General features: G+C 64.9%; 17 protein-coding genes. 7 read left to right on the forward strand and 10 right to left on the reverse strand.

All coding sequences use genetic code 11. The features are described 5' to 3' along the window. The first annotated feature begins 6 nt into the window (after window positions 1-6). The gene (locus JQ627_RS06375; protein WP_212483316.1) at window positions 7-1185 is read left to right on the forward strand and encodes a trans-acting enoyl reductase family protein; all 1179 of its coding nucleotides are present in this window, start codon (window positions 7-9) and stop codon (window positions 1183-1185) included. 114 nt (window positions 1186-1299) lie between these two features. Here JQ627_RS06375 and JQ627_RS06380 read toward each other — a convergent pair whose 3' ends face one another. Next, a complete protein-coding gene (locus tag JQ627_RS06380) occupies window positions 1300-2496 on the reverse strand; it encodes an FAD-dependent monooxygenase (RefSeq protein WP_212483317.1) in 1197 nt (398 codons plus the stop codon). Window positions 2497-2643: 147 nt separating this feature from the next. On the opposite strand from JQ627_RS06380, the gene JQ627_RS06385 reads away from it, so the two are divergent. Continuing rightward, entirely contained in the window at window positions 2644-3120 is a 477-nt protein-coding gene (locus JQ627_RS06385; protein ID WP_212484061.1) for a MarR family winged helix-turn-helix transcriptional regulator, read from the forward strand. On the opposite strand, the gene JQ627_RS06390 is transcribed toward JQ627_RS06385, so the two are convergent. The 3 genes from JQ627_RS06390 to JQ627_RS06400 form a co-directional block, all read right to left on the reverse strand. Beyond that, on the reverse strand, window positions 3089-4345 hold the full coding sequence (locus JQ627_RS06390) for an O-antigen ligase (protein WP_212483318.1): 1257 nt from the start codon (window positions 4343-4345) through the stop codon (window positions 3089-3091). The genes JQ627_RS06385 and JQ627_RS06390 overlap by 32 nt on opposite strands. Before the next feature lie 164 nt (window positions 4346-4509). Next, window positions 4510-6060 (reverse strand): undecaprenyl-phosphate glucose phosphotransferase, encoded by a 1551-nt coding sequence (locus tag JQ627_RS06395; RefSeq protein WP_212483319.1) that lies wholly within the window; start codon window positions 6058-6060, stop codon window positions 4510-4512. Between the two features lie 121 nt (window positions 6061-6181). Then, window positions 6182-7315, reverse strand: a complete 1134-nt coding sequence (locus tag JQ627_RS06400) for a glycosyltransferase family 4 protein (RefSeq protein WP_212483320.1) — start codon at window positions 7313-7315, stop codon at window positions 6182-6184. A 201-nt stretch (window positions 7316-7516) separates the two neighbouring features. Here JQ627_RS06400 and JQ627_RS06405 point away from each other — a divergent pair, with 201 nt between their 5' ends. Then, window positions 7517-9814 carry an exopolysaccharide transport family protein gene (locus tag JQ627_RS06405; RefSeq protein ID WP_212483321.1) on the forward strand — a complete coding sequence of 766 codons (2298 nt, stop codon included), beginning with the start codon at window positions 7517-7519 and terminating at the stop codon, window positions 9812-9814. Window positions 9815-10006: 192 nt separating this feature from the next. Here the strand turns inward: JQ627_RS06405 and JQ627_RS06410 are convergent, their stop codons facing one another. Then, window positions 10007-11188 carry a GNAT family N-acetyltransferase gene (locus JQ627_RS06410; RefSeq protein WP_212483322.1) on the reverse strand — a complete coding sequence of 394 codons (1182 nt, stop codon included), beginning with the start codon at window positions 11186-11188 and terminating at the stop codon, window positions 10007-10009. 129 nt (window positions 11189-11317) lie between these two features. On the opposite strand from JQ627_RS06410, the gene JQ627_RS06415 reads away from it, so the two are divergent. After that, the gene (locus tag JQ627_RS06415; RefSeq protein ID WP_212483323.1) at window positions 11318-12361 is read left to right on the forward strand and encodes a polysaccharide deacetylase family protein; all 1044 of its coding nucleotides are present in this window, start codon (window positions 11318-11320) and stop codon (window positions 12359-12361) included. Here the strand turns inward: JQ627_RS06415 and JQ627_RS06420 are convergent. Continuing rightward, window positions 12354-12572 (reverse strand): DUF2842 domain-containing protein, encoded by a 219-nt coding sequence (locus JQ627_RS06420; RefSeq protein ID WP_212483324.1) that lies wholly within the window; start codon window positions 12570-12572, stop codon window positions 12354-12356. The two genes, JQ627_RS06415 and JQ627_RS06420, sit on opposite strands and share 8 nt — an antisense overlap. 111 nt (window positions 12573-12683) lie before the next feature. On the opposite strand from JQ627_RS06420, the gene JQ627_RS06425 reads away from it, so the two are divergent. Continuing rightward, window positions 12684-13766 (forward strand): COX15/CtaA family protein, encoded by a 1083-nt coding sequence (locus JQ627_RS06425; protein ID WP_212483325.1) that lies wholly within the window; start codon window positions 12684-12686, stop codon window positions 13764-13766. Between the two features lie 5 nt (window positions 13767-13771). Here JQ627_RS06425 and JQ627_RS06430 read toward each other — a convergent pair whose 3' ends face one another. From JQ627_RS06430 to JQ627_RS06445, 4 genes are all read right to left on the reverse strand, one after another. Continuing rightward, on the reverse strand, window positions 13772-14116 hold the full coding sequence (locus JQ627_RS06430) for a hypothetical protein (RefSeq protein ID WP_212483326.1): 345 nt from the start codon (window positions 14114-14116) through the stop codon (window positions 13772-13774). 118 nt (window positions 14117-14234) lie between these two features. Further along, a complete protein-coding gene (locus JQ627_RS06435) occupies window positions 14235-15515 on the reverse strand; it encodes an O-acetylhomoserine aminocarboxypropyltransferase (protein ID WP_212483327.1) in 1281 nt (426 codons plus the stop codon). A gap of 138 nt (window positions 15516-15653) precedes the next feature. Further along, window positions 15654-16238 (reverse strand): CoA-binding protein, encoded by a 585-nt coding sequence (locus JQ627_RS06440; RefSeq protein WP_212483328.1) that lies wholly within the window; start codon window positions 16236-16238, stop codon window positions 15654-15656. A 107-nt stretch (window positions 16239-16345) separates the two neighbouring features. Beyond that, entirely contained in the window at window positions 16346-17170 is an 825-nt protein-coding gene (locus JQ627_RS06445) for an enoyl-CoA hydratase (RefSeq protein WP_212483329.1), read from the reverse strand. An 85-nt stretch (window positions 17171-17255) separates the two neighbouring features. Between JQ627_RS06445 and JQ627_RS06450 the strand changes: the two genes are divergently transcribed. Both JQ627_RS06450 and rplM read left to right on the forward strand, forming a co-directional pair. Next, the gene (locus tag JQ627_RS06450) at window positions 17256-17684 is read left to right on the forward strand and encodes a PaaI family thioesterase (protein WP_135215987.1); all 429 of its coding nucleotides are present in this window, start codon (window positions 17256-17258) and stop codon (window positions 17682-17684) included. Window positions 17685-17842: 158 nt separating this feature from the next. Then, window positions 17843-18307 carry a 50S ribosomal protein L13 gene (gene rplM / locus JQ627_RS06455; RefSeq protein ID WP_008137961.1) on the forward strand — a complete coding sequence of 155 codons (465 nt, stop codon included), beginning with the start codon at window positions 17843-17845 and terminating at the stop codon, window positions 18305-18307. The last annotated feature ends 2 nt before the right edge of the window (window positions 18308-18309 follow it).

Raw genomic sequence — 18309 nt, forward strand, 5'->3', positions numbered from 1 at the left:
CCGACCATGAGCTCTGCGAAATTCGACATCGTTGTCTATGGCGCGACAGGTTTCACCGGCCAGCTCGTCGCCGAATATCTGACTCAACATTACAAGGGCGACAACGCACTCAAATGGGCGATGGCAGGCCGTAGCCTCGGCAAGCTGAAATCGGTGCGCGACGCGATCGGCGCGCCCGGCAATACGCCGTTGATCGTCGCGGATGCGTCGGACGCGGCCTCGCTGAAGGCGATGGCGGAGCAGACGATGTCGGTGATCACCACCGTCGGCCCGTATCAGCTCTACGGTGAGGAACTGCTCGCGGCCTGCGTCGCCACCGGCACGGATTATTTCGATCTGTGCGGCGAGCCGGTGTGGATGCGGCAGATGATCGACAAGTACGAGGCGGAAGCCAAGGAGAGCGGCGCACGCATCGTGTTTTCATGCGGCTACGATTCCGTACCGTTCGAGCTCGGCACGTTCTTCGTGCAGGACGAGGCCAGGCGTGTGTTCGGTGCGCCCGCCGCGCGCGTGAAGGGCCGCGTGCGCGACATGCGCGGCACGCTGTCAGGCGGCACCGCGGCGAGCGCGAAAGCGACCTTCGACGCGGTCGCCAAGGATCTCAGCCTTGTCGCCATTCTCAACGATCACTTCGCGCTGACGCCCGGTTTCACCGGCCCGAAGCAGCCGAAGGGCAACAGGGCGGCCTTCGAGGAGGACCTGCAATCCTGGACCGCGCCCTTCATGATGGCGTTGATCAACACGCGCAACGTCCACCGCTCCAACATGCTGATGGGCTTTCCCTACGGCCGCGAGTTCGTCTACGACGAGATGGTTCTGACCGGTCCCGGCGAGAAGGGCGAGGCCAACGCCAAACGCGTGATGGCGGCGAACGCCGGTAAGACCGGCCCGGACGCACCGAAGCCCGGCGAGGGGCCTTCGAAGGAAGAGCGCGAAAACGGTCTCTTCGATCTGCTCTATATCGCGATCGCACCCGACGGCCGCATGGTCCGCGCCGGCGTCACCGGCGATCGCGATCCCGGCTACGGCTCGACCTCGAAGATGATCTCGGAATGCGCGATCTGCCTGTTGCGCGATGTGACAGATGTGCCAGCCGGCTTCTGGACCCCGGGCGCGGCGATGCAGCACAAGCTGATCAAGCGGCTGGTCGATCACGCCGGGCTGACGTTCGGGGTGGAGGCCTAGTTCGGTATCGTAGGGTGGGCAAAGCGAAGCGTGCCCACCACTTGCGAAGCGAACTGCGGAGAGACGGTGGGCACGGCGCGTTGCGCCTTTGCCCACCCTACGACAGCGGCGGGCCTACGCCGCCCGCGCATCATACGCGTACATGAACTCCATGCTCTTCGATCCCAGCGGCAACAGCCATTTCATCATCTGATTGCGGACCCACGCGCCGGTGGCGCTGAATTCGCGCTTGCTGTTGCCGTTGCGGCGCGCGATCGCGACGATCTTCTCGGTGCGCGGGCGCCGCTCGGCCTCGAAGGCGTGGAAGGTGGCGCCGAGCTCCTGGCCCTCCTGCATCAGCCGCGCGAGCCGCATCGCGTCCTCGAGCGCGAGCGAAGCGCCCTGGCCCGCGTGAGGGCTGGTCGCATGCGCGGCATCGCCGATCAGCAGCGAGCGCTTGCGCGACCAGGTCGGCAAGGTCGCGACGTCGAGCGTGTCGGTGACCACGATGTTCTCGGCCGCCTCGATGATATCGGGGATCGGATCGTGCCAGCCGTGATGGAAGCCGCGCAGATGCTGCTTCAGCGTCGCGTGGTCGAGCGCGCGGAACATCGCCGCGTCCATGCCGTGCGCGGGCTGCGTGCTCCACCACATCACGCCGTCGTTCGGATCCGGGCTGCAATAGCCATAGCCGAAGAACCCGCTCTTGCCGAACGTGGTCTCGACGTGCCGGCCGATCGGCCTGCCGTCGAGCACGGCGTGCGGCACGAAGCCGCCGAACCCGATCAGCCCGGTGTCGAACGGTTGCGGCCCGTCCGGCACCACCTGGCGGCGCACGACCGAATGCACGCCGTCGGCGCCGATCAGGAAATCGCCCTCGGCCGTGGTGCCGTCGGAGAAGTAGGCGATGATCTGCTGGTCGCCGCGGTCCTCGATCTTGATCAGGCGCTTCTCGAAATAAAGCGAGACGCAGGCGCACCAGGCCTTGTCGATCAGGATTTCGTTCAGCGTGGCGCGGCAGACGTTGACGGCCGGCTGGCCGAAGCGTCGCGCCATGTCGCGGTTGATCGAGCCGAGCCGCTCTCCGCCCTGCGAATAGAAGTCGAAGGCCTCCGCGATCGAGCCGCGGCTGATCAGCTCGTTCGCAAGACCGATCTCGTCCAGCACATGCATGCCATTCGGCGCGATCTGGAGGCCGCCGCCGATGCCTTTCGAATAGGGCCAGGCCTCGTAGATCGCGGATTCGATGCCGGCGCGGCGCAGCAGGATCGCAGTGACGGGCCCGGCGATGCCGGCGCCGATGATCAGGGCTTTGCGGGGACGGTAGGACATGGCTTGCTCCCGACGTTTCCGTGGTGCTAGGAGAAATTACGGTCGCTAAATCTCTTAGTGACTAAGATATATATCGACTAAGATATGAGGCCGACCTTGTCAAGGACGAAGGTGCGCGCTGCGCTGTTGCAGGATCTCGAGGAGGCGATGCGCCGGTCGTCCGCGCAGGGCGTGCTTTATGGCCAGACCGTTGCGAACGTTGCCGGAATCGCCAATTCCGACCTCGAATGCATGGACATCCTCTATCTCGAAGGCCGCGTCACCGCGGGCCGGCTCGCCGAGGTCACGGGGCTGACGACCGGTGCGATCACCGGCGTCGTCGACCGACTCGAGAAGGCTGGGCTTGTGCGCCGCGAGCGCGACGAGAAAGACCGGCGCAAGGTCTTCATTTCCGTCGTGCCGGAGAAAGCGATGAAGATCGGCGAGCTCTACGTGCCGATGCAGCAGGCGATGGAGAAGGTGTTTGGCGCCTATTCCGACGAGGAGCTGCGGCTACTGCTGCGCTTCGCCAATGAGGGCTACAAGGGCGTGCTTGCGGCAACCGAGGCGCTCAAGAGCCTCATCGATACGCCGCCGGAAAAGCGGCCCGATCTCAAGCTGAAGAAGCTTCGTCGACAGCCTTGATCTTGTAGATCTGCGCGGCCGCGATCATGCCCCACATCGCGCCCAGCATCATCCAGAAGTGACGCCAGTGGTCGGTGTCGATCACAAAGCTTTCGCCGACGGTGCCGACGAAGGCGGAGAAGACGGCGAGATAAGCGCGCTGCCAGGGCACGCGGACGAAGATGTGCCGGAAGCCCATGATCACGGTGGTGAAGACCAGCGCGGGATAGCACATGCCGGAGAGCCATCCGCCGGACATGAAGGCGTTGAGGTAAGAGTTGTGGGTGTCCTCGGGGAAGTAGCGGTGGAATTGCAGCGGACCGATGCCTAACGGCAGGTCGAGCGCCATCTCCGCGCCCAGGATGTGCCGGCCGAAGCGGCCGAAGCGGCCTTCGTCGTAGCTCTGGTCGAAGCTCGCGCGCTGCTTGAACATCTCGGCGGTGGAGTCGAATGACAGCAGCACCGCGATCAGCGCGAGGCCCAGCACCGCGGCGACGATTGCCATGATGACAATGCGTGAGCGCTGCGCGTTGGAGCGGCTGGTCAGCACCATCAGTGCCAGCATAAAGGCGGAGGTCAGCACCAGTCCGCCCCAGGCGGCGCGAGAGAAGGCGAGCAGGATGGCGAGCGACATGATGCCGAAGGCGATGACGTTGCGGAACGCCTTGGCCAACTTGTCCGAGACTACGCTCTGGAGTGCAAATAGCGCCGGCAGGATCAGGAACGCCCCGAGCACGTTCGGATCCTTGAACGTGCCGCGCGCGCGTCCGTAGAGCGTGAGGAGGTCGTTTCCGCCGGGAACCAGGTGGAAATAGCCGGCAACCGCCAGCAGCGAAGCGACCATCGCGCCCACCACGAGGCCGCGGCGGAGCATGTCGAGCCGGGCCGCGGTGTCCTCGGACGTGACCATGGCGAAGAACACCACGGTGACCGCCATGTACCAGGAGGTCGCGATCCAGCTCACCACCTCGGACTGATCGAACAGCGGGATGGCGCTGATCGTGTAGCCGACATTGAGCAGCACCAGCATCAGGATCAGCGGCATCAGAACGAGCCGCAGGCGCAGGCCGGTCGCGAAGAAGGTGACGGTCGCGAGCAGCGTCGCGATCTCGTACGGGCTCGGCTCAATGAAGACGATGGCGCCGGAGGCGCCGACCAGCCACACCAGCGCGCGCTGGATGGCCAGCACGCCGGGCGCAGCCGGTGCGGCCACGTTCACTCCACCGGCTGTCGCCGCATACGCCATCACACGCTCACGCTACTCGTACACGCACACAACTTCCGACGTCATGCCCCGCGAAAGCGGGGCATCCAGTACTCCGAGCCGTTCGTGGCAGTTTCTACTGCCGGCGATTACTGGATCGCCCGGTCAAGCCGGGCGATGACAGTGAGGCTCGGGCACGACTCAACTCAATACGCGTTCTCGTTCTTGGTCAGCAGCGAGACCGGCGTCTTCAGGAGAATGACGAGGTCGAACAGCACCGACCAGTTCTCGATGTAGTAGAGGTCGAATTCGACGCGCTTCTGGATCTTCTCTTCATTGTCGATCTCGCCGCGCCAGCCGTTGATCTGGGCCCAGCCGGTGATGCCGGGCTTGACGCGGTGACGGGCGAAATAGCCGTCGACGGCTTCGTCGAACAGGCGGCTCTGGAGCTTGCCCTGCACCGCGTGCGGGCGCGGGCCGACCAGGGACAAATTGCCCGAGAACACCACGTTGAAGAGCTGCGGCAGCTCGTCGAGGCTGGTCTTGCGAATGAAGCGGCCGACGCGGGTGACGCGCGGATCGTTCTTGGTCACGACCTTGGAGGCGGTCGGGTCGGCCTGATGGTGGTACATCGAGCGGAACTTGTAGACGTCGATGCGCTCGTTGTTGAAGCCGAAGCGCTTCTGGCGGAACAGCGCCGGGCCGGGGCTGTCGAGCTTCACCGCCAGCGCCACCAGTCCCATCACCGGCAGGGCTGCGAGCAGCGCAAGGCCACCGACGATGCGGTCGAACAGCCACTTCATCACCAGGTCCCAGTCGGTGATCGGCGCCTCGAACACGTCGAGCGTCGGCACCTCGCCGAGATAGGAGTAGGAGCGGGGACGGAACCGCAGCTTGTTGGTATGCGCGGAGAGGCGAATGTCGACCGGCAGCACCCAGAGCTTCTTCAGCATCTCCAGGATGCGCGTCTCCGCCGAGATCGGCAGCGCGAACAGCACGAGATCGACCCGGGTGCGGCGGGCGAATTCGACGATGTCGTCGACCTTGCCCAGCTTGCGCGCGCCGGCGCAGGTGTCGAGCGCGCGACTGTCGTTGCGGTCGTCGAACACGCCGAGCACGTGGATGTCGGAATCCTCCTGGGCGTTCAGCGCCTCGACCAGTTGCTCGCCGTTGCTGTCGGAGCCGACAATGATGGTGCGGCGGTCGAGCCGGCCCTGGCGTGCCCAGGCGCGCACCAGCGAGCGCAGCGCCAGACGTTCGGAGATGAGCGCGGCGAGCCCGAGGAAGTAGAAGGCGGCAAGCCACAGCCGCGACATTTCGCTGCCGAACTTGGCGAAGAAAGATGCACCGATGAACAGCAGGAAGACGAACGACCAGGAGGAGGTCATCCGCGTCATCTGCCGGAGCTGACCGCGGAACAGCTGCACCTGATAGAGGTCGGCGGCCTGGAAGCAGACCACGGCGGCGACCGCGACGGCGATGATCTGCGCGGGATAAACCCAGCTGAAGGAGCCGGCGAGCGGCATGACATAGCCGACATAGAGCGCGATGCCGACGAGGCTCAGCAGCGCGAAATCGGCCAAGCGGACGAAGCCGGCGATCACGATCGGCGAATAGGCGCGGGCGACCTTCTGGTTGACGACTTCGAGCGCGGCGGGCGAGAGCCGGCGACGGCGCTCCACAAAGGGTTGGTCGGCAGGCTTTGCAGCGGCGCTTGTCGCGGCATCGAGCATCGAGCGTGCGTTGAGCGGTTCCACGGGCGTCCACGTCCATTCCAAAAAAACCGTGGGTCGCAGCGTTGCGCCCCGGGCGAGCATCCCCTGGGACGTCGATTATCGGACAAATCGGAAGATTCTCTAAAGCGGGCCTTAAGGTTGGTTAATGATTGGCAAAGGCGTCGCGATAACCCGCGAGCACGCCGTCAACCATCGCCTGCTGGGAGAAATGCGCGGAGATGCGCTCGCGCAGGGAGGCTGCGCGCTGCGCGATCGCTTGCGGATCGTCGAGTGCGGCCGCGATCGCTTCGGCCATGGCCTCGGCGTTGCTCGCCGCAAACAGCGCCGGGCTCTCTTGCCCGAAAATCTCGGGGATGCCGCCGACGCGGGCCGCGATCATGGGAATGCCGGCCGCGCCCGCCTCGATCACGACATAGGGCATGGAATCGCCGCGCGAGGGCACGACCAGCAGTCGCCCCTTGGAGAAACCGTAGCGCGCCTTGACGTGCCCGATGAAGCGGATGGCGCTGGTGAGGCCGAGCTTGTCGACCTGCGCCTTCAGCGCCGCCGTCTCCTCGCCGTCGCCGCCGAGCGTGAGCGTGACCTTCTTGCCGCCCGCGTGCAGGCGTGCCACGGCATCGACCAGGAGATCCGCGCCTTTGATGTGCCTGAACTCGCCGACATAGGCGAGATCGGTGGCATCGTCGGCGATGATAACCGGCTCGAATTCTTCCGGCGTCACGCCGTTGAAGACGCAATGCACCACGCCCTTGGGCGTGCCGACGATGCGTTGATAAGTGTCGCGGGCAAACGCGCTCTCGAACAGGAACAGGTCGGTCGCGTCCATGAGCGTGCGTTCGAGCCGCGCATAAAACTCGCCCTTGAGGGTGTTGAGGGGATAGTGCAGCGAGCCGCCATGCGGGGTGTAGATGCGGATGGTGTCGTCGGATCGCCGCCGCATGCGGACGAAGGCGCCGGCCTTGGCCCCGTGGCCGTGCGTGACGTCGGGTTTGAGTTCGCCAATCAGGCGTCGCATCCGCAGCCAGACCAGGACGTCGTCCGGTGACGGTTCGCGGCGGATCGCCAGCCGGTGCACGCCGAGCTTCAGCCGCGGCGCGAGCTCGGCCAGCGCCTTTTCCGCGCGCTCACCGCCGGTGAGACTGTCGGCGAGAATCCCGACGTGATGACCGCGATCGACCTGACCGTTGGCGAGATCGAGGATGTGGCGGAAGATGCCGCCCACGGGAGCGCGCACGGCGTGCAGGATGCGGAGCGGCCGGTCGGGAGAGGGGGGCATGATCAGAACTAGCGCTCGACGGCGAATGCTCGAACAATTCTCGAAATATCGAGACGGATTAAGAGCCCTCGTAGTTAACAAACGGTGTCGGCGCCGTGCGCGCCGGTCGCGGCGAGCCACGATTAACTCAGCGGCAACCTTAATGGAGTGTAATCGCCCCGGTTGAGGTAGAGTCGCAGCATTGCCCTGCGGGAGTGTTCGATGCGTTTAGCGTTCTGGCGTGCCGGCAAGGACAAGGCTGTGGTCGAGCGGGCTGTTTCGAAGTCCAAAGCTGAAGCCAGGGTGGCCGACACCAAGGTGACCGAAACCGCGCCCAAGGTTGAAGCAAAGCCTGCGCCCGTTGCCGCGAAGCAGGCGCCAGTCGAATCCGGCGATATCGATCTCCATGCGCTCGGTGGCGCGCTCGCCCGCAAGCGCGGCTGGATCGTCGTGCCGACGGTGCTCGCACTCGTCGCCTCCGTCGCTGCCGTCAATCTCGTCACGCCGCGCTACAAGTCGGAATCGCGCATCCTGATCGACGGCCGCGAGAACGTGTTCCTGCGCCCGAGCAGCGACCGCAGCACCGAGGAGCGGCAGGCACTCGATCCCGAGGCGGTGACGAGCCAGGTCCAGCTCGTGCTGTCGCGCGATCTCGCGCGCGAGATCATCAAGAAGAACAAGCTTTCGGAGCGGCCCGAGTTCGATCCCGTGCTTCAGGGGATTTCACCGCTGAAGTCGCTGGCGGCGCTGGTCGGCATCGGCCGCGATCCGTTCTCGATGACGCCGGAAGAGCGCGTGCTGGACGCCTATTACGATCGCCTTCAGGCCTACGCTGTCGACAAGTCGCGCGTGATCGTGGTCGAATTCCAGTCGGCCGATCCCGAGCTCGCCGCGCGCGTCGCCAATTCGATCGCCGACGGCTATCTCGTACTGCAGCAGAATGCGCGGCAGGACCAGGCGCGCAACGCCAGCCAGTGGCTTTCGGGCGAGATCGAGAATTTGCGCAAGAAGGTTTCCGATGCCGAAGCCAAGGTCGAGGATTTCCGCTCTAAGTCGAGCCTGTTCATCGGCACCAACAACACCACGCTGTCGAACCAGCAGATGGGCGAGGTCAATACCCAGCTCAACAACGCACGCTCGATGAAGGCTGACGCAGAGTCCAGGGCCCGGTTGATCCGCGAGATGCTCCAGGGCGGCAAGCCGATCGAAGCGTCCGAGGTGGTGAATTCCGAACTGATGCGGCGGCTGTCCGAGCAGCGGGTGACGTTGCGGGCGCAGCTTGCCGAACAATCGTCCACGCTGCTCGGCAATCACCCGCGGATCAAGGAGTTGAAGGCGCAGCTCGGCGACCTCGACAACCAAATTCGCGACGAAGCGGCCAAGATTTCGCGCTCGCTCGAAAACGATGCGCGGATCGCCAGTGGCCGGGTCGACGGCCTGACGGCGAGCCTCGATCAGCTCAAGAAGCAGGCGACCTCGACCAACGGTCAGGACGTCCAGCTCCGCGCGCTCGAGCGCGAAGCCAAGGCGCAGCGTGACCTGCTCGAGACCTATCTTGGGAAATATCGCGAGGCCAGCACCCGCGAGAGCATCGATACCGCGCCGGCGGAGGGCCGCATCATCTCGCGCGCCATCGTCTCGAATACGCCGGCCTATCCGAAGAAGCTGCCGATCGTGCTGATCGCGACGATCGCGACGCTGCTGCTCTCGTCCGGCGTCGTCGTCACCGGCGAACTGCTGCGCCAGACCGCGCCGCGCGCGGTGGCCGTGTTCACGCAGGCGCAAACGCAGGCGCCGGTGCGCCAAGAGCCTGTAGTCCAGCCTGTGGTTCAGCCGGTGGTCGAACCGATGCTCGATCCCGTTGTGGAAGACCTTGCGCCGCTTCAGCCCGAGATGACTGCCGATGCCGACGTCTCCGAATTCGCCGAGATCGAGCATCTCGCCGACAGCCTGCGAGCTGCGGGACCGGCGGCGAAGAAGGTCACGGTGCTCGGCACCGCAGCCGGCGAAGCCATCACGCTGTCAACGCTGACGCTGGCCCGGCACCTGGCGCGCGATGCGCGCGTCGTTGTGGTCGATCTCGCCGCATCCTCGCCGACCATCGCCGCGGTGTCCGTCGATGCTTCGGCTCCCGGCCTCGCCGAGCTGATGCAGGGCGAGGCCTCGTTCGCGCAAATCATCACCCGGGACAAGCTCTCGCGGCTGCATTTGGTCATGGCCGGCCGTCCCGGCTTCGACCGCAGCCTGCTGCAATCGCCGCGGGTGACGCTCGCGATCGATGCGCTGCTCCGCGCCTACGACCACGTGCTGGTGGACGCCGGAAGCGCCTCCGACCTCCCGGCCGAACTGCTGACGGCGCATGCCCGCGCCGTCGTGGTGCCCGACGCGTCGATGGCCGCCGATGCGCGCACGCTGATGTGCGAGCAGCTCCGCGCTGTCGGCTTCAGCGAGGTGACGATGCTGAGCAGGCCGGTTCAGCCGTCGAATGCGGCCGAAGCACCGCGCGTCGTGGCGGCGTAGCTTCTCTTCCCTCTCCCCTTGTGGGAGAGGGGGGCTCGCCGCGCTAGCGGCGAGACAGGTGGGGATCTTTCTCCACGAGTTCGGAATCGTAGGGTGGGCAAAGGCGCACTTGCGCCGTGCCCATCACCTTTCAACGATTGCGGTAGACGTGGTGGGCACGCTTCGCTTTGCCCACCCTACGAACTGCGACGGCTACCCGAACGCCTGCCGCAAGCGCCGCGCCAGATCGAACAGCATCTGGTTCTGCTTCACCAGCCGCTTGCCGTGGCTCAGCGAGGACATCGCCATCGCCGCGAGTTTTCCGCGCGCGGTCAGGGGCACGAAGCTGTCGAAAATGTCGTCGTCGTCCTTGCAGAACATCCGCTTGTAATCGTCCGAACCGATGCCGAGATCAAGCGAGCAGTAGCCGCATTCGGCGTAGCGGTCGATGATGTATCGCATCAGGATCAGCCCGGGGCTGTAGCGGGCGTGCTCGGACATCGTGTAGGTGTTGAACATCATCGAGAAGCGCTGGCCGTCGGCGACGCCGGCGAAGATCGCGATCACCTCGTCATCGCACTCGAGCGCATGGATGTCGATGACGCGGCCTTCGCCGCGCGCCGAAAGGCACGCGCTGCGGATGAACGCTTCGACGCCGGGCTCGGCAAAGACGTTTGGCAGTTTCTGCTCGGCCATCCGCGCCGGCTTGACGCGGAAGAACCAGTCGAGCAGGCGGGTGACGTCCGCATCCGTGGTGGCGAGGAGATAGCGATAGCCGGCGAGCGCCTGGAGCTTCTTTTCCTTGCTCTTGAGGCGGCGGCGGAAGGAATTGCTGATCCGCGACGCGGGCGGCCCGCCGGGCTCCGTCACGAGCAGCGGACAGCCGTTGATCGCACTCTGCCGCGGGAGAGCCGCAAACGGGTTGTGCTGGTCGTGCCAGCGCAGCGGCTGCTGCGTCAGCGAGAGCACGTCGGCATGCTCGCGCAGAGGCGCAAGCAGCGTGTCGAGATCGGCGATGGCGACCTGGGCTGCGAACTCGGCATTCCATAAGCCCATGTTGAAGGTCGTGTGCTTGCCGCCCATGAAGCAGGCCGTGCGCACGCCGTGGCTTTGCCGCAGCGAAAGCGGCAGCAGCAGGAGCGGCTGGCGCTCGGCGTCGAGGGCAATGACGATGAGGGGGCGGGCGCCTTCATGGCTGCCGACGAGCCGTTGCCATGGGCTAAGCAGGTCGAAGCGCTGGTAGGGCGTGAAGAGGTGGCCGCTCTGCTCGAACGCGCGCCAGACCGTCTCGGCCTCGGCCAGATCGGTGACGATATCGACATGCGCGATGCGGCTCGCTTTCGACCGCGCTGGCGATTCTGCCGTCCGGCTTTGCATCGCCGCAGCCATGGTCATTCACGAAACCTGTCGAGAAACGAAAATTTGCGTAGTTCGGCCTGTGGCCGACCTTTGCAAAGAAATGTCAACAAAGGGTAATGACAATGAGCGAGGGAACAGGCCGCCGGCGAACGCGAAGGTGGGATATTGGCATCCGACGACAGATGGCTGGAGCGGTTGCGGCTTGAACTGGCATGGTTCACCGGTCAGGCTGCGCTGCGCAGCCGCGGTGCCGGCACGATCCTGCGCTTTCAACGCGTGCGGCCGAGGCGGCGCGGCGCGTTTCAGCCACTGCGCGGAAACGAGATCAGTCCGCAATTTCTCGATCGCGCCATTCGTGCACTGAAGCGGTGGGGATATGACTTCGTCGGCATGGACGATGTCTGCCGCCGCGCGGTGACGCTGCCGGAGAGGCGGCGCTTCGTGGCGCTCACCTTCGACGGTGCGAACAAGGATCTGATCAGCTTTGCCTATCCGGTGCTGGCGCGCCACGCCGTGCCTTTCACCGTCTACGTGCCAACCGCGTTTCCCGATGGAGTCGGAGAGGCCTGGTGGCTCGGGCTCGAGCAGGTGATCGCGCGCGAGAGCCGGATCAGCCTGATGATGGGCGAGAGAGAGCAGCGCTTCACCGTCACGGGCAATGCCGAAAAGCGGGCGCTGTTCTCGTTCGTCGAGGAGTGGCTGCGGTCGCTGCCGCCCGCGGATTTGTCGGCTGCGATCGCCGATCTCTGCGCGCGCTACCGGATCGACCTCGGCGCGCTCTCGCGCGAGGCCTCGATGGATTGGGAGGATCTGGCGAAGCTGGCTGCCGATCCGCTCGTCACGATCGGCAGCGCGACCGTGAACTATCCCGTTCTCGCCAACATGAAGGACGCGGCCGCACTACGCGAGATGACGATGGGCAAGGCGGTCGCGGAAGCGGCCTTCGACCGCGATATCAGGCATCTCGCCTTTCCGTTCGGCGATCGCTCTTCCTTCCGGCGCAACCACGTCGTGATGGCGGAGGAGGCCGGCTTTGCCAGCGCCGTCTCGACCATCCCGGGCATCGTGGATGCGGAGGGGCGCACCAATCTGCGCGCGCTGCCGCGGATTTCCTGGGACGGCCGGATACAGTCACTGCGCATGCTGCGTGTGCTGGTGTCCGGTGTTGCCTTCGCGCCGGTGAAACCGACGCGAAGCGTCACTAGCTAGATTTGGCGCGGTCGGGCCGCTGCATCCAGCTCACGATCGGCATCGCCGGCAGCACCCAGCCCATGCCGACCACCACGTAGTAGATCGCCTGCCGCCATCCGGACTCGGCGATCCACGGCATCTGCGCCGCCGCCATGCCGAGCAGGGCCCAGACGGTGGCCAGCACCAGGAGCAGGATGGCGCCGAGGAACTTGCGAGTGCGGATCGTCATGACGGAATGTCGCGGTCTTTCGCGTTACTTGCGCTGCGGGAGCGGGGGACTATAAGGGCCGTGCAGTCCGGTTCAAGCCTCTTTGGTTCAGGTCCTGGTTTTGGCCCCGAAATGACGACGAATTCCACCCTGTCCGAGCCGTATCGCGCCGTGCGCTGGTGGCTGATCTCCGTGGCCGCCCTCATCGCGCTGATGGTGCTGGTCGGCGGCGCGACACGACTGACGGAATCCGGGCTCTCGATCGTCGAGTGGAAGCCTGTGACGGGCAGCGTTCCACCGCTCTCGGAAGCGGCGTGGACCGAGGCCTTCGAGGCCTACAAGAAGATCCCGCAATATCGCGAACTCAACGCCGGCATGAGCCTGTCCGAGTTCAAGGAGATTTTCTGGTGGGAGTGGAGCCACCGATTTCTCGGCCGCTTCATCGGCGTCGCCTATCTCTTGCCGTTCCTGTTCTTCCTGTGGCGCGGCGGCCTCTCCGGTGAGTTGAAGCGACGGCTATGGCTGCTGTTCGCGCTTGGCGGACTCCAGGGCGCGGTCGGCTGGTGGATGGTGGCCTCGGGCCTGACGGAGCGTGTCGAGGTCTCGCAATATCGACTGGCGACGCATCTGGTGCTTGCGCTGCTGATCTTCGCCGGCATCGTCTGGACGGTGCGGCGGCTCGCCGAGCGTCCGCAGATCATTGCGCCCGCGCGGCTGCGGTTCACGAGCGTGCTGCTCCTCATCGTGACCTTCGTCCAGATCTATTTCGGCGCGCTGGTCGCGGGCCTGCGCGCCGGGCGCGCCTACAACACCTGGCCGCAGATCGACGGCGCGTTCATTCCCTCCGCGGATCGGCTCTGGTTCGAGACGCCGTGGTGGCGCAACATGTTCGACAACGTGCTGACGGTGCAGTTCGAGCACCGCATGACGGCGTATGCGTTGTTCGTGCTGGCGGCGCTGCACGCGATCGACGCGGTGCGTTCACGCGCGGGAGCTGCGGCGAGCGGCGCGCTGTTGCTGCTGGGCGCGGTGGGCCTTCAGGCGGTGCTCGGGATCCTCACGCTGCTCAACCAGGTGCCGATTGATCTCGCGCTTTCGCACCAGGCGGTCGCGATCGCAGTGCTCACGCTTGCAGTGATGCAGGTGGAGCGTCTGGCCTCGCGACAATCGGCACAGGCGCAGCCGCGCGCGGTTCCGGTCGGTCAGGCCGGCTGATCAGGTCAGCAATAGCCGTAGACGCCGCAGGCGTAGGGCAGGCGCCAGAAATAGCCGACCTGCGGTCCGCCGTAGTATGGGCCCTGATAATCGTAATCCCAGGGGCGTCCGTAATAGCCCGGCAACGTGTTGGAGCCGGGCAGCAGCGGCGTGCCCGGTAGGTTGCGGATGTAGCTGCCGATGCCGTAGGCCGGCGAGATCAGCGCATCCGGATCGGTCTCGACATAGACCTGTGGCGGCTCCGGCGGCGGCGCGACAGCCCGCCGTCTCGCTGTGGCCGGTAGATCGGCGGCAACGGCAGCTGAGACCGTCAGCATGGCGGCAAGGGCAGGTACCATCCAGCGCAGCATCGTCGGCTCCGAATCAAAGGGGCGATCCAAGGACGATGTATGCGGCAGATATGGTTAATGACTGTTAACGGGGCGGTCATTCCGGGGCGCCCACGAGCGCCCGGAATGACCGGAAATGCTACGCCCCCAGCGCCTGTTCCAGGTCCGCGATCAGATCTTCCTTGTCCTCGATGCCGATCGAGAGCCGCACCACGTCGGGGCCGGCGCCGGACTTCACCTTGGCGGCGTCGTCGAGCTGGCTGTGCGTGGTCGAGGCGGGGTGGATGACCAGCGAGCGGGTGTCGCCGACATTGGCCAGATGCGAGAACAGCTGCAGTTTCGACACCAGGCTGACGCCGGCGTCGTAGCCGCCCCTCAGGCTGAAGGTGAACACGGCGCCTGCGCCCTTTGGCGCGTATTTGCGCGCGAGCTGGTTGTACTTGTCGCTGGCAAGGCCCGCATAGCTCACCGAGGCCACTGCCGGATGACCGGCGAGGAATTCTGCGACGGCCTTGGCGTTGTCGCAGTGCTTCTGCATGCGCAGCGGCAGCGTCTCGATGCCGGTCAGAATCATGAAGGCGTTGAACGGCGACAGCGCGGGTCCGAGGTCGCGCAGGCCCAGCACGCGGCAGGCGATCGCGAAAGCGAAATTGCCGAAGGTCTCCTGCAGGCGGATGCCGTGATATTCGGGCCGTGGCTCCGAGAGCATCGGATATTTGCCGCCCGTGGACCAGTCGAACGTGCCGGCATCGACGATGATGCCGCCGAGCGAATTGCCGTGGCCGCCCAGAAATTTCGTCAGCGAGTGCACGACGATGTCGGCGCCGTGATCGATCGGGCGGATCAGGTAGGGCGAGGCCAGCGTGTTGTCGACGATCAAGGGAACGCCCGCCTTGCGCGCGACCGTCGAGATCGCCTCGATGTCGGTGATGCTGCCGCCGGGATTGGCGATCGATTCGATGAAGATGGCTTTCGTGCGCGGCGTCACCGCGCGCTCGAAGCTGGCGATGTCATCGGAATCCGCCCACACCACGTTCCAGCCAAAGCTCTTGAACGCATGCGTGAACTGGTTGATCGAGCCGCCATAAAGCTTGCGCGCGGCGATGAACTCGTCGCCGGGCTGGAGCAATTGCTGCAACACCACGACCTGTGCGGCGTGGCCCGAGGCGACCGCAAGCGCGGCGGTGCCGCCTTCGAGTGCGGCGACACGCTCTTCCAGCACCGCGTTGGTGGGATTGCCGATGCGGGTATAGATGTTGCCGAACGCCTGCAGACCGAACAGCGAGGCGGCGTGGTCGGCATCGTTGAAAACGAAAGAGGTGGTTTGATAAATCGGAGTCGCGCGCGCACCGGTGGTGGGATCGGGCTGTGCACCGGCATGCACGGCGAGGGTTGAAAATCCCGGAAGGCGATCGCTCATTGAGGGCGTCCTGTTCTTGTGATCTGAAATCGCGCGGCATGCTGATGGGCGCCGCGGCTGCCGTCAAGGCGCTGCTTCACACCGAAATGATCTTGCTACGCATTGCCGCGTTCGCGAAAAGAATGCTTCGCGATTGCGTCAGCTTTGCTCGGTCTTGTTTTTGGCGGCGCGATCGGAAGCCGCGGTGTCACCGCCGCCGACACTCATCCGATTGAGGGATAGCCGCATGCCTTGCGTCGGAGCCGGCGGCCGTTTGGAGCTCAGCGTGCGCGAATTGACGCCCATCCAGGAGATCTCCGACGACAAGCGGCCATATTCGATCTTCGGGCAGCGGTTCATCACGACCTTGATACCGACCGATTCCGCTTTTGCCGCTGCCGCGTCGTCACGCGCGCCGAGCTGCATCCAGATCACCTTCGGCAGCGGATCGAGCGTCAGGGCCTCCTCGACCACGGGCATGATGTGGCTGGAGTTGCGAAAGATGTCGATCATGTCGACGGGGCGGCCGATGTCGGAGAGCGAGGCGACAAACGGCATGCCGAGCAGATCCTTGCCGACATGGCCGGGATTGACCGGGATCATGTCGTAGCCGCGCTGCGCCAGGTATTTGAACGCAAAATAGCTCGGCCGCACATTGACCGGCGAGGCGCCGACCATCGCGATCGACTTCACGCTGTTGAGGATGCTGCGGATGTAATTGTCGGGATAGGCGTCGTGGTTCATTGGCTCTTCTTTTTTGCTGTCATTGCGAGGAGCGAAGCGACGAAGCGGTCCAGACTGCCTCGGTGGAAAGATTCTGGATTGCTTCGCTTCGCTCGCAATGACGAATTCTACTCATCCCGCCATGTCGGCGTGCGCTTCTCGATGAAGGCGCCGATGCCTTCCTCGGCGTCGCGCGCCATCATGTTCTCGGTCATCACCTGTGCCGCATAGCGATAGGCGTCCGCAAGGCTCATCTCGGCCTGGCGGTAGAACGCCTCCTTGCCGAGCTTGACGGTGTAGGCCGACTTCAGCGCGACCTTTTCGGCCAGCGCAATCGCGGCGTCGCGCTCGGTGCCGGCGGCGACGACGCGATTGACGAGGCCGATCTCGCGGGCGCGCTCGGCCGGGATCGGCTCGCCCGTCAGCAGCATCTCCATCGCCTGCTTGCGCGGCACGTTGCGTGACAGCGCCACCATCGGCGTCGAGCAGAACAGCCCGATATCGACGCCCGGCGTGGCGAAGCTTGCCGCTTCCGAGGCGATCGCGAGATCGCAGCTTGCCACGAGCTGGCAGCCGGCCGCGGTCGCGATGCCCTGGACGGCAGCGACCACGGGCTTCGGCAGGTGCACGACCGCCTGCATCATCGCGCTGCAGGCGCTCATCATCTCGGCAAAGAAGGCGCGGCCGCGATCCGGGTCAGTGCGGCGCGCGGTCAACTCCTTCATGTCGTGGCCGGCGGAGAAGGCCGGGCCATTGGCGGCGATCACGACGCCGCGGACCGCCTTGTCGTCGCGGATCTCGTTGAGCTCGGCATGCAGTCTTGCGATCATCGCCTCAGACATGCTGTTGCGTGCGGCCGGGCGGTTCAGCGTCAGGATCGCGATGGGGCCAATGGTCTCGCGCAGCAGGATCGACGGTTGCGGGGAGGGGGCGCGGGCGGCCTGAGCGGACATCGAAGCGTTTCCGGTTAATCATTGCAATTGGATGACGCAGATAACTTAATGTAACAGGGGACGTGAAGCGAGGGTGAGGCAAAGCATGGCGTTAGCGAAAATGAGCGTGGCGGAGGTCGAGCAGTTTCTCCGTGACGAGTTTCCCCAGGCCTTCAGCGGCGATGACATCACGATCGAGAGTGCGGACGGCCAGACCTGCCTGTTGCGCCAGCGCTACAGCGAAAGGATGCTGCGCCCGGGTGGAACCGTGTCCGGCCCGACGCTGATGGCACTCGCCGATTTCGCGATGTACGTGGTGCTGCTGTCCGCGATCGGGCCGATCGGGCTCGCGGTCACCACCAATCTCAATATCAACTTCCTGCGCAAGGGGCTGCCCGGGCAGGACGTGCTGGCGGAAGCCCGGCTGCTCAAGCTCGGCAAGCGCTTGGCAGTTGGGGAGGTCAAGCTGCTGTCCGGCACTTCGCCCGATCCGATCGCCCATGTCACCTCGACCTATTCCATTCCAAATGTTTGAGCTTTTTGCAGGTAGTATAGCACCATATTTTTAAATTATTGATTTTGCAGGCCTAATTTAGACCTTCGGGCATTGACCGTTGCGCGTCTCTTCTCTAGAAACCCGCGCAGTCCGGTGCGGTGTTCGCGCCGATATCTCCCGTCCACGGAAACTCCGATATGAAAACCTTTTCGGCAAAGCCGGCTGAGGTGACGAAGAAGTGGGTGCTGATCGACGCCAAGGGTCTGGTCGTCGGCCGTCTCGCCACCATCGTTGCCATGCGCCTGCGCGGCAAGCACCTCCCGACCTACACCCCCCACGTTGATTGCGGTGATAACGTCATCATCATCAACGCGCAGCATGCGGTCCTCACCGGTCGCAAGCGCGAGCAGAAGACCTACTACAAGCACACCGGTTACGTCGGCCACGTCAAGGAGCGCACCGCGCGCCAGATCCTTGAGGGCAAGCATCCCGAGCGCGTGCTCGAGAAGGCCGTCGAACGCATGATCCCGCGTGGTCCGCTCGGCCGCGTGCAGATGGGCAACCTCCGGGTCTACGGCGGCGCCGATCATCCGCACGAGGCGCAGACGCCCGAGAAGATCGATATCGCCAAGTTGAACCGCAAGAACACGAGGGCCGCATAATC

This window comes from Bradyrhizobium liaoningense, assembly GCF_018130785.1.
Lineage (GTDB): Bacteria > Pseudomonadota > Alphaproteobacteria > Rhizobiales > Xanthobacteraceae > Bradyrhizobium > Bradyrhizobium liaoningense_A.

Bases quoted from the DNA above. Each gene is read 5' to 3' on its own strand.
- JQ627_RS06445 (WP_212483329.1), bottom strand. From the start codon at position 17,170: ATGTCCGCTCAGGCCGCCCGCGCCCCCTCCCCGCAACCGTCGATCCTG.
- JQ627_RS06450 (WP_135215987.1), top strand. From the start codon at position 17,256: ATGGCGTTAGCGAAAATGAGCGTGGCGGAGGTCGAGCAGTTTCTCCGT.
- JQ627_RS06375 (WP_212483316.1), top strand. From the start codon at position 7: ATGAGCTCTGCGAAATTCGACATCGTTGTCTATGGCGCGACAGGTTTC.
- JQ627_RS06435 (WP_212483327.1), bottom strand. From the start codon at position 15,515: ATGAGCGATCGCCTTCCGGGATTTTCAACCCTCGCCGTGCATGCCGGT.
- JQ627_RS06410 (WP_212483322.1), bottom strand. From the start codon at position 11,188: ATGACCATGGCTGCGGCGATGCAAAGCCGGACGGCAGAATCGCCAGCG.
- JQ627_RS06420 (WP_212483324.1), bottom strand. From the start codon at position 12,572: ATGACGATCCGCACTCGCAAGTTCCTCGGCGCCATCCTGCTCCTGGTG.
- JQ627_RS06400 (WP_212483320.1), bottom strand. From the start codon at position 7,315: ATGCCCCCCTCTCCCGACCGGCCGCTCCGCATCCTGCACGCCGTGCGC.
- JQ627_RS06440 (WP_212483328.1), bottom strand. From the start codon at position 16,238: ATGAACCACGACGCCTATCCCGACAATTACATCCGCAGCATCCTCAAC.
- JQ627_RS06425 (WP_212483325.1), top strand. From the start codon at position 12,684: ATGACGACGAATTCCACCCTGTCCGAGCCGTATCGCGCCGTGCGCTGG.
- rplM (WP_008137961.1), top strand. From the start codon at position 17,843: ATGAAAACCTTTTCGGCAAAGCCGGCTGAGGTGACGAAGAAGTGGGTG.
- JQ627_RS06390 (WP_212483318.1), bottom strand. From the start codon at position 4,345: ATGGCGTATGCGGCGACAGCCGGTGGAGTGAACGTGGCCGCACCGGCT.
- JQ627_RS06430 (WP_212483326.1), bottom strand. From the start codon at position 14,116: ATGCTGCGCTGGATGGTACCTGCCCTTGCCGCCATGCTGACGGTCTCA.
- JQ627_RS06380 (WP_212483317.1), bottom strand. From the start codon at position 2,496: ATGTCCTACCGTCCCCGCAAAGCCCTGATCATCGGCGCCGGCATCGCC.
- JQ627_RS06385 (WP_212484061.1), top strand. From the start codon at position 2,644: ATGCGCCGGTCGTCCGCGCAGGGCGTGCTTTATGGCCAGACCGTTGCG.
- JQ627_RS06405 (WP_212483321.1), top strand. From the start codon at position 7,517: ATGCGTTTAGCGTTCTGGCGTGCCGGCAAGGACAAGGCTGTGGTCGAG.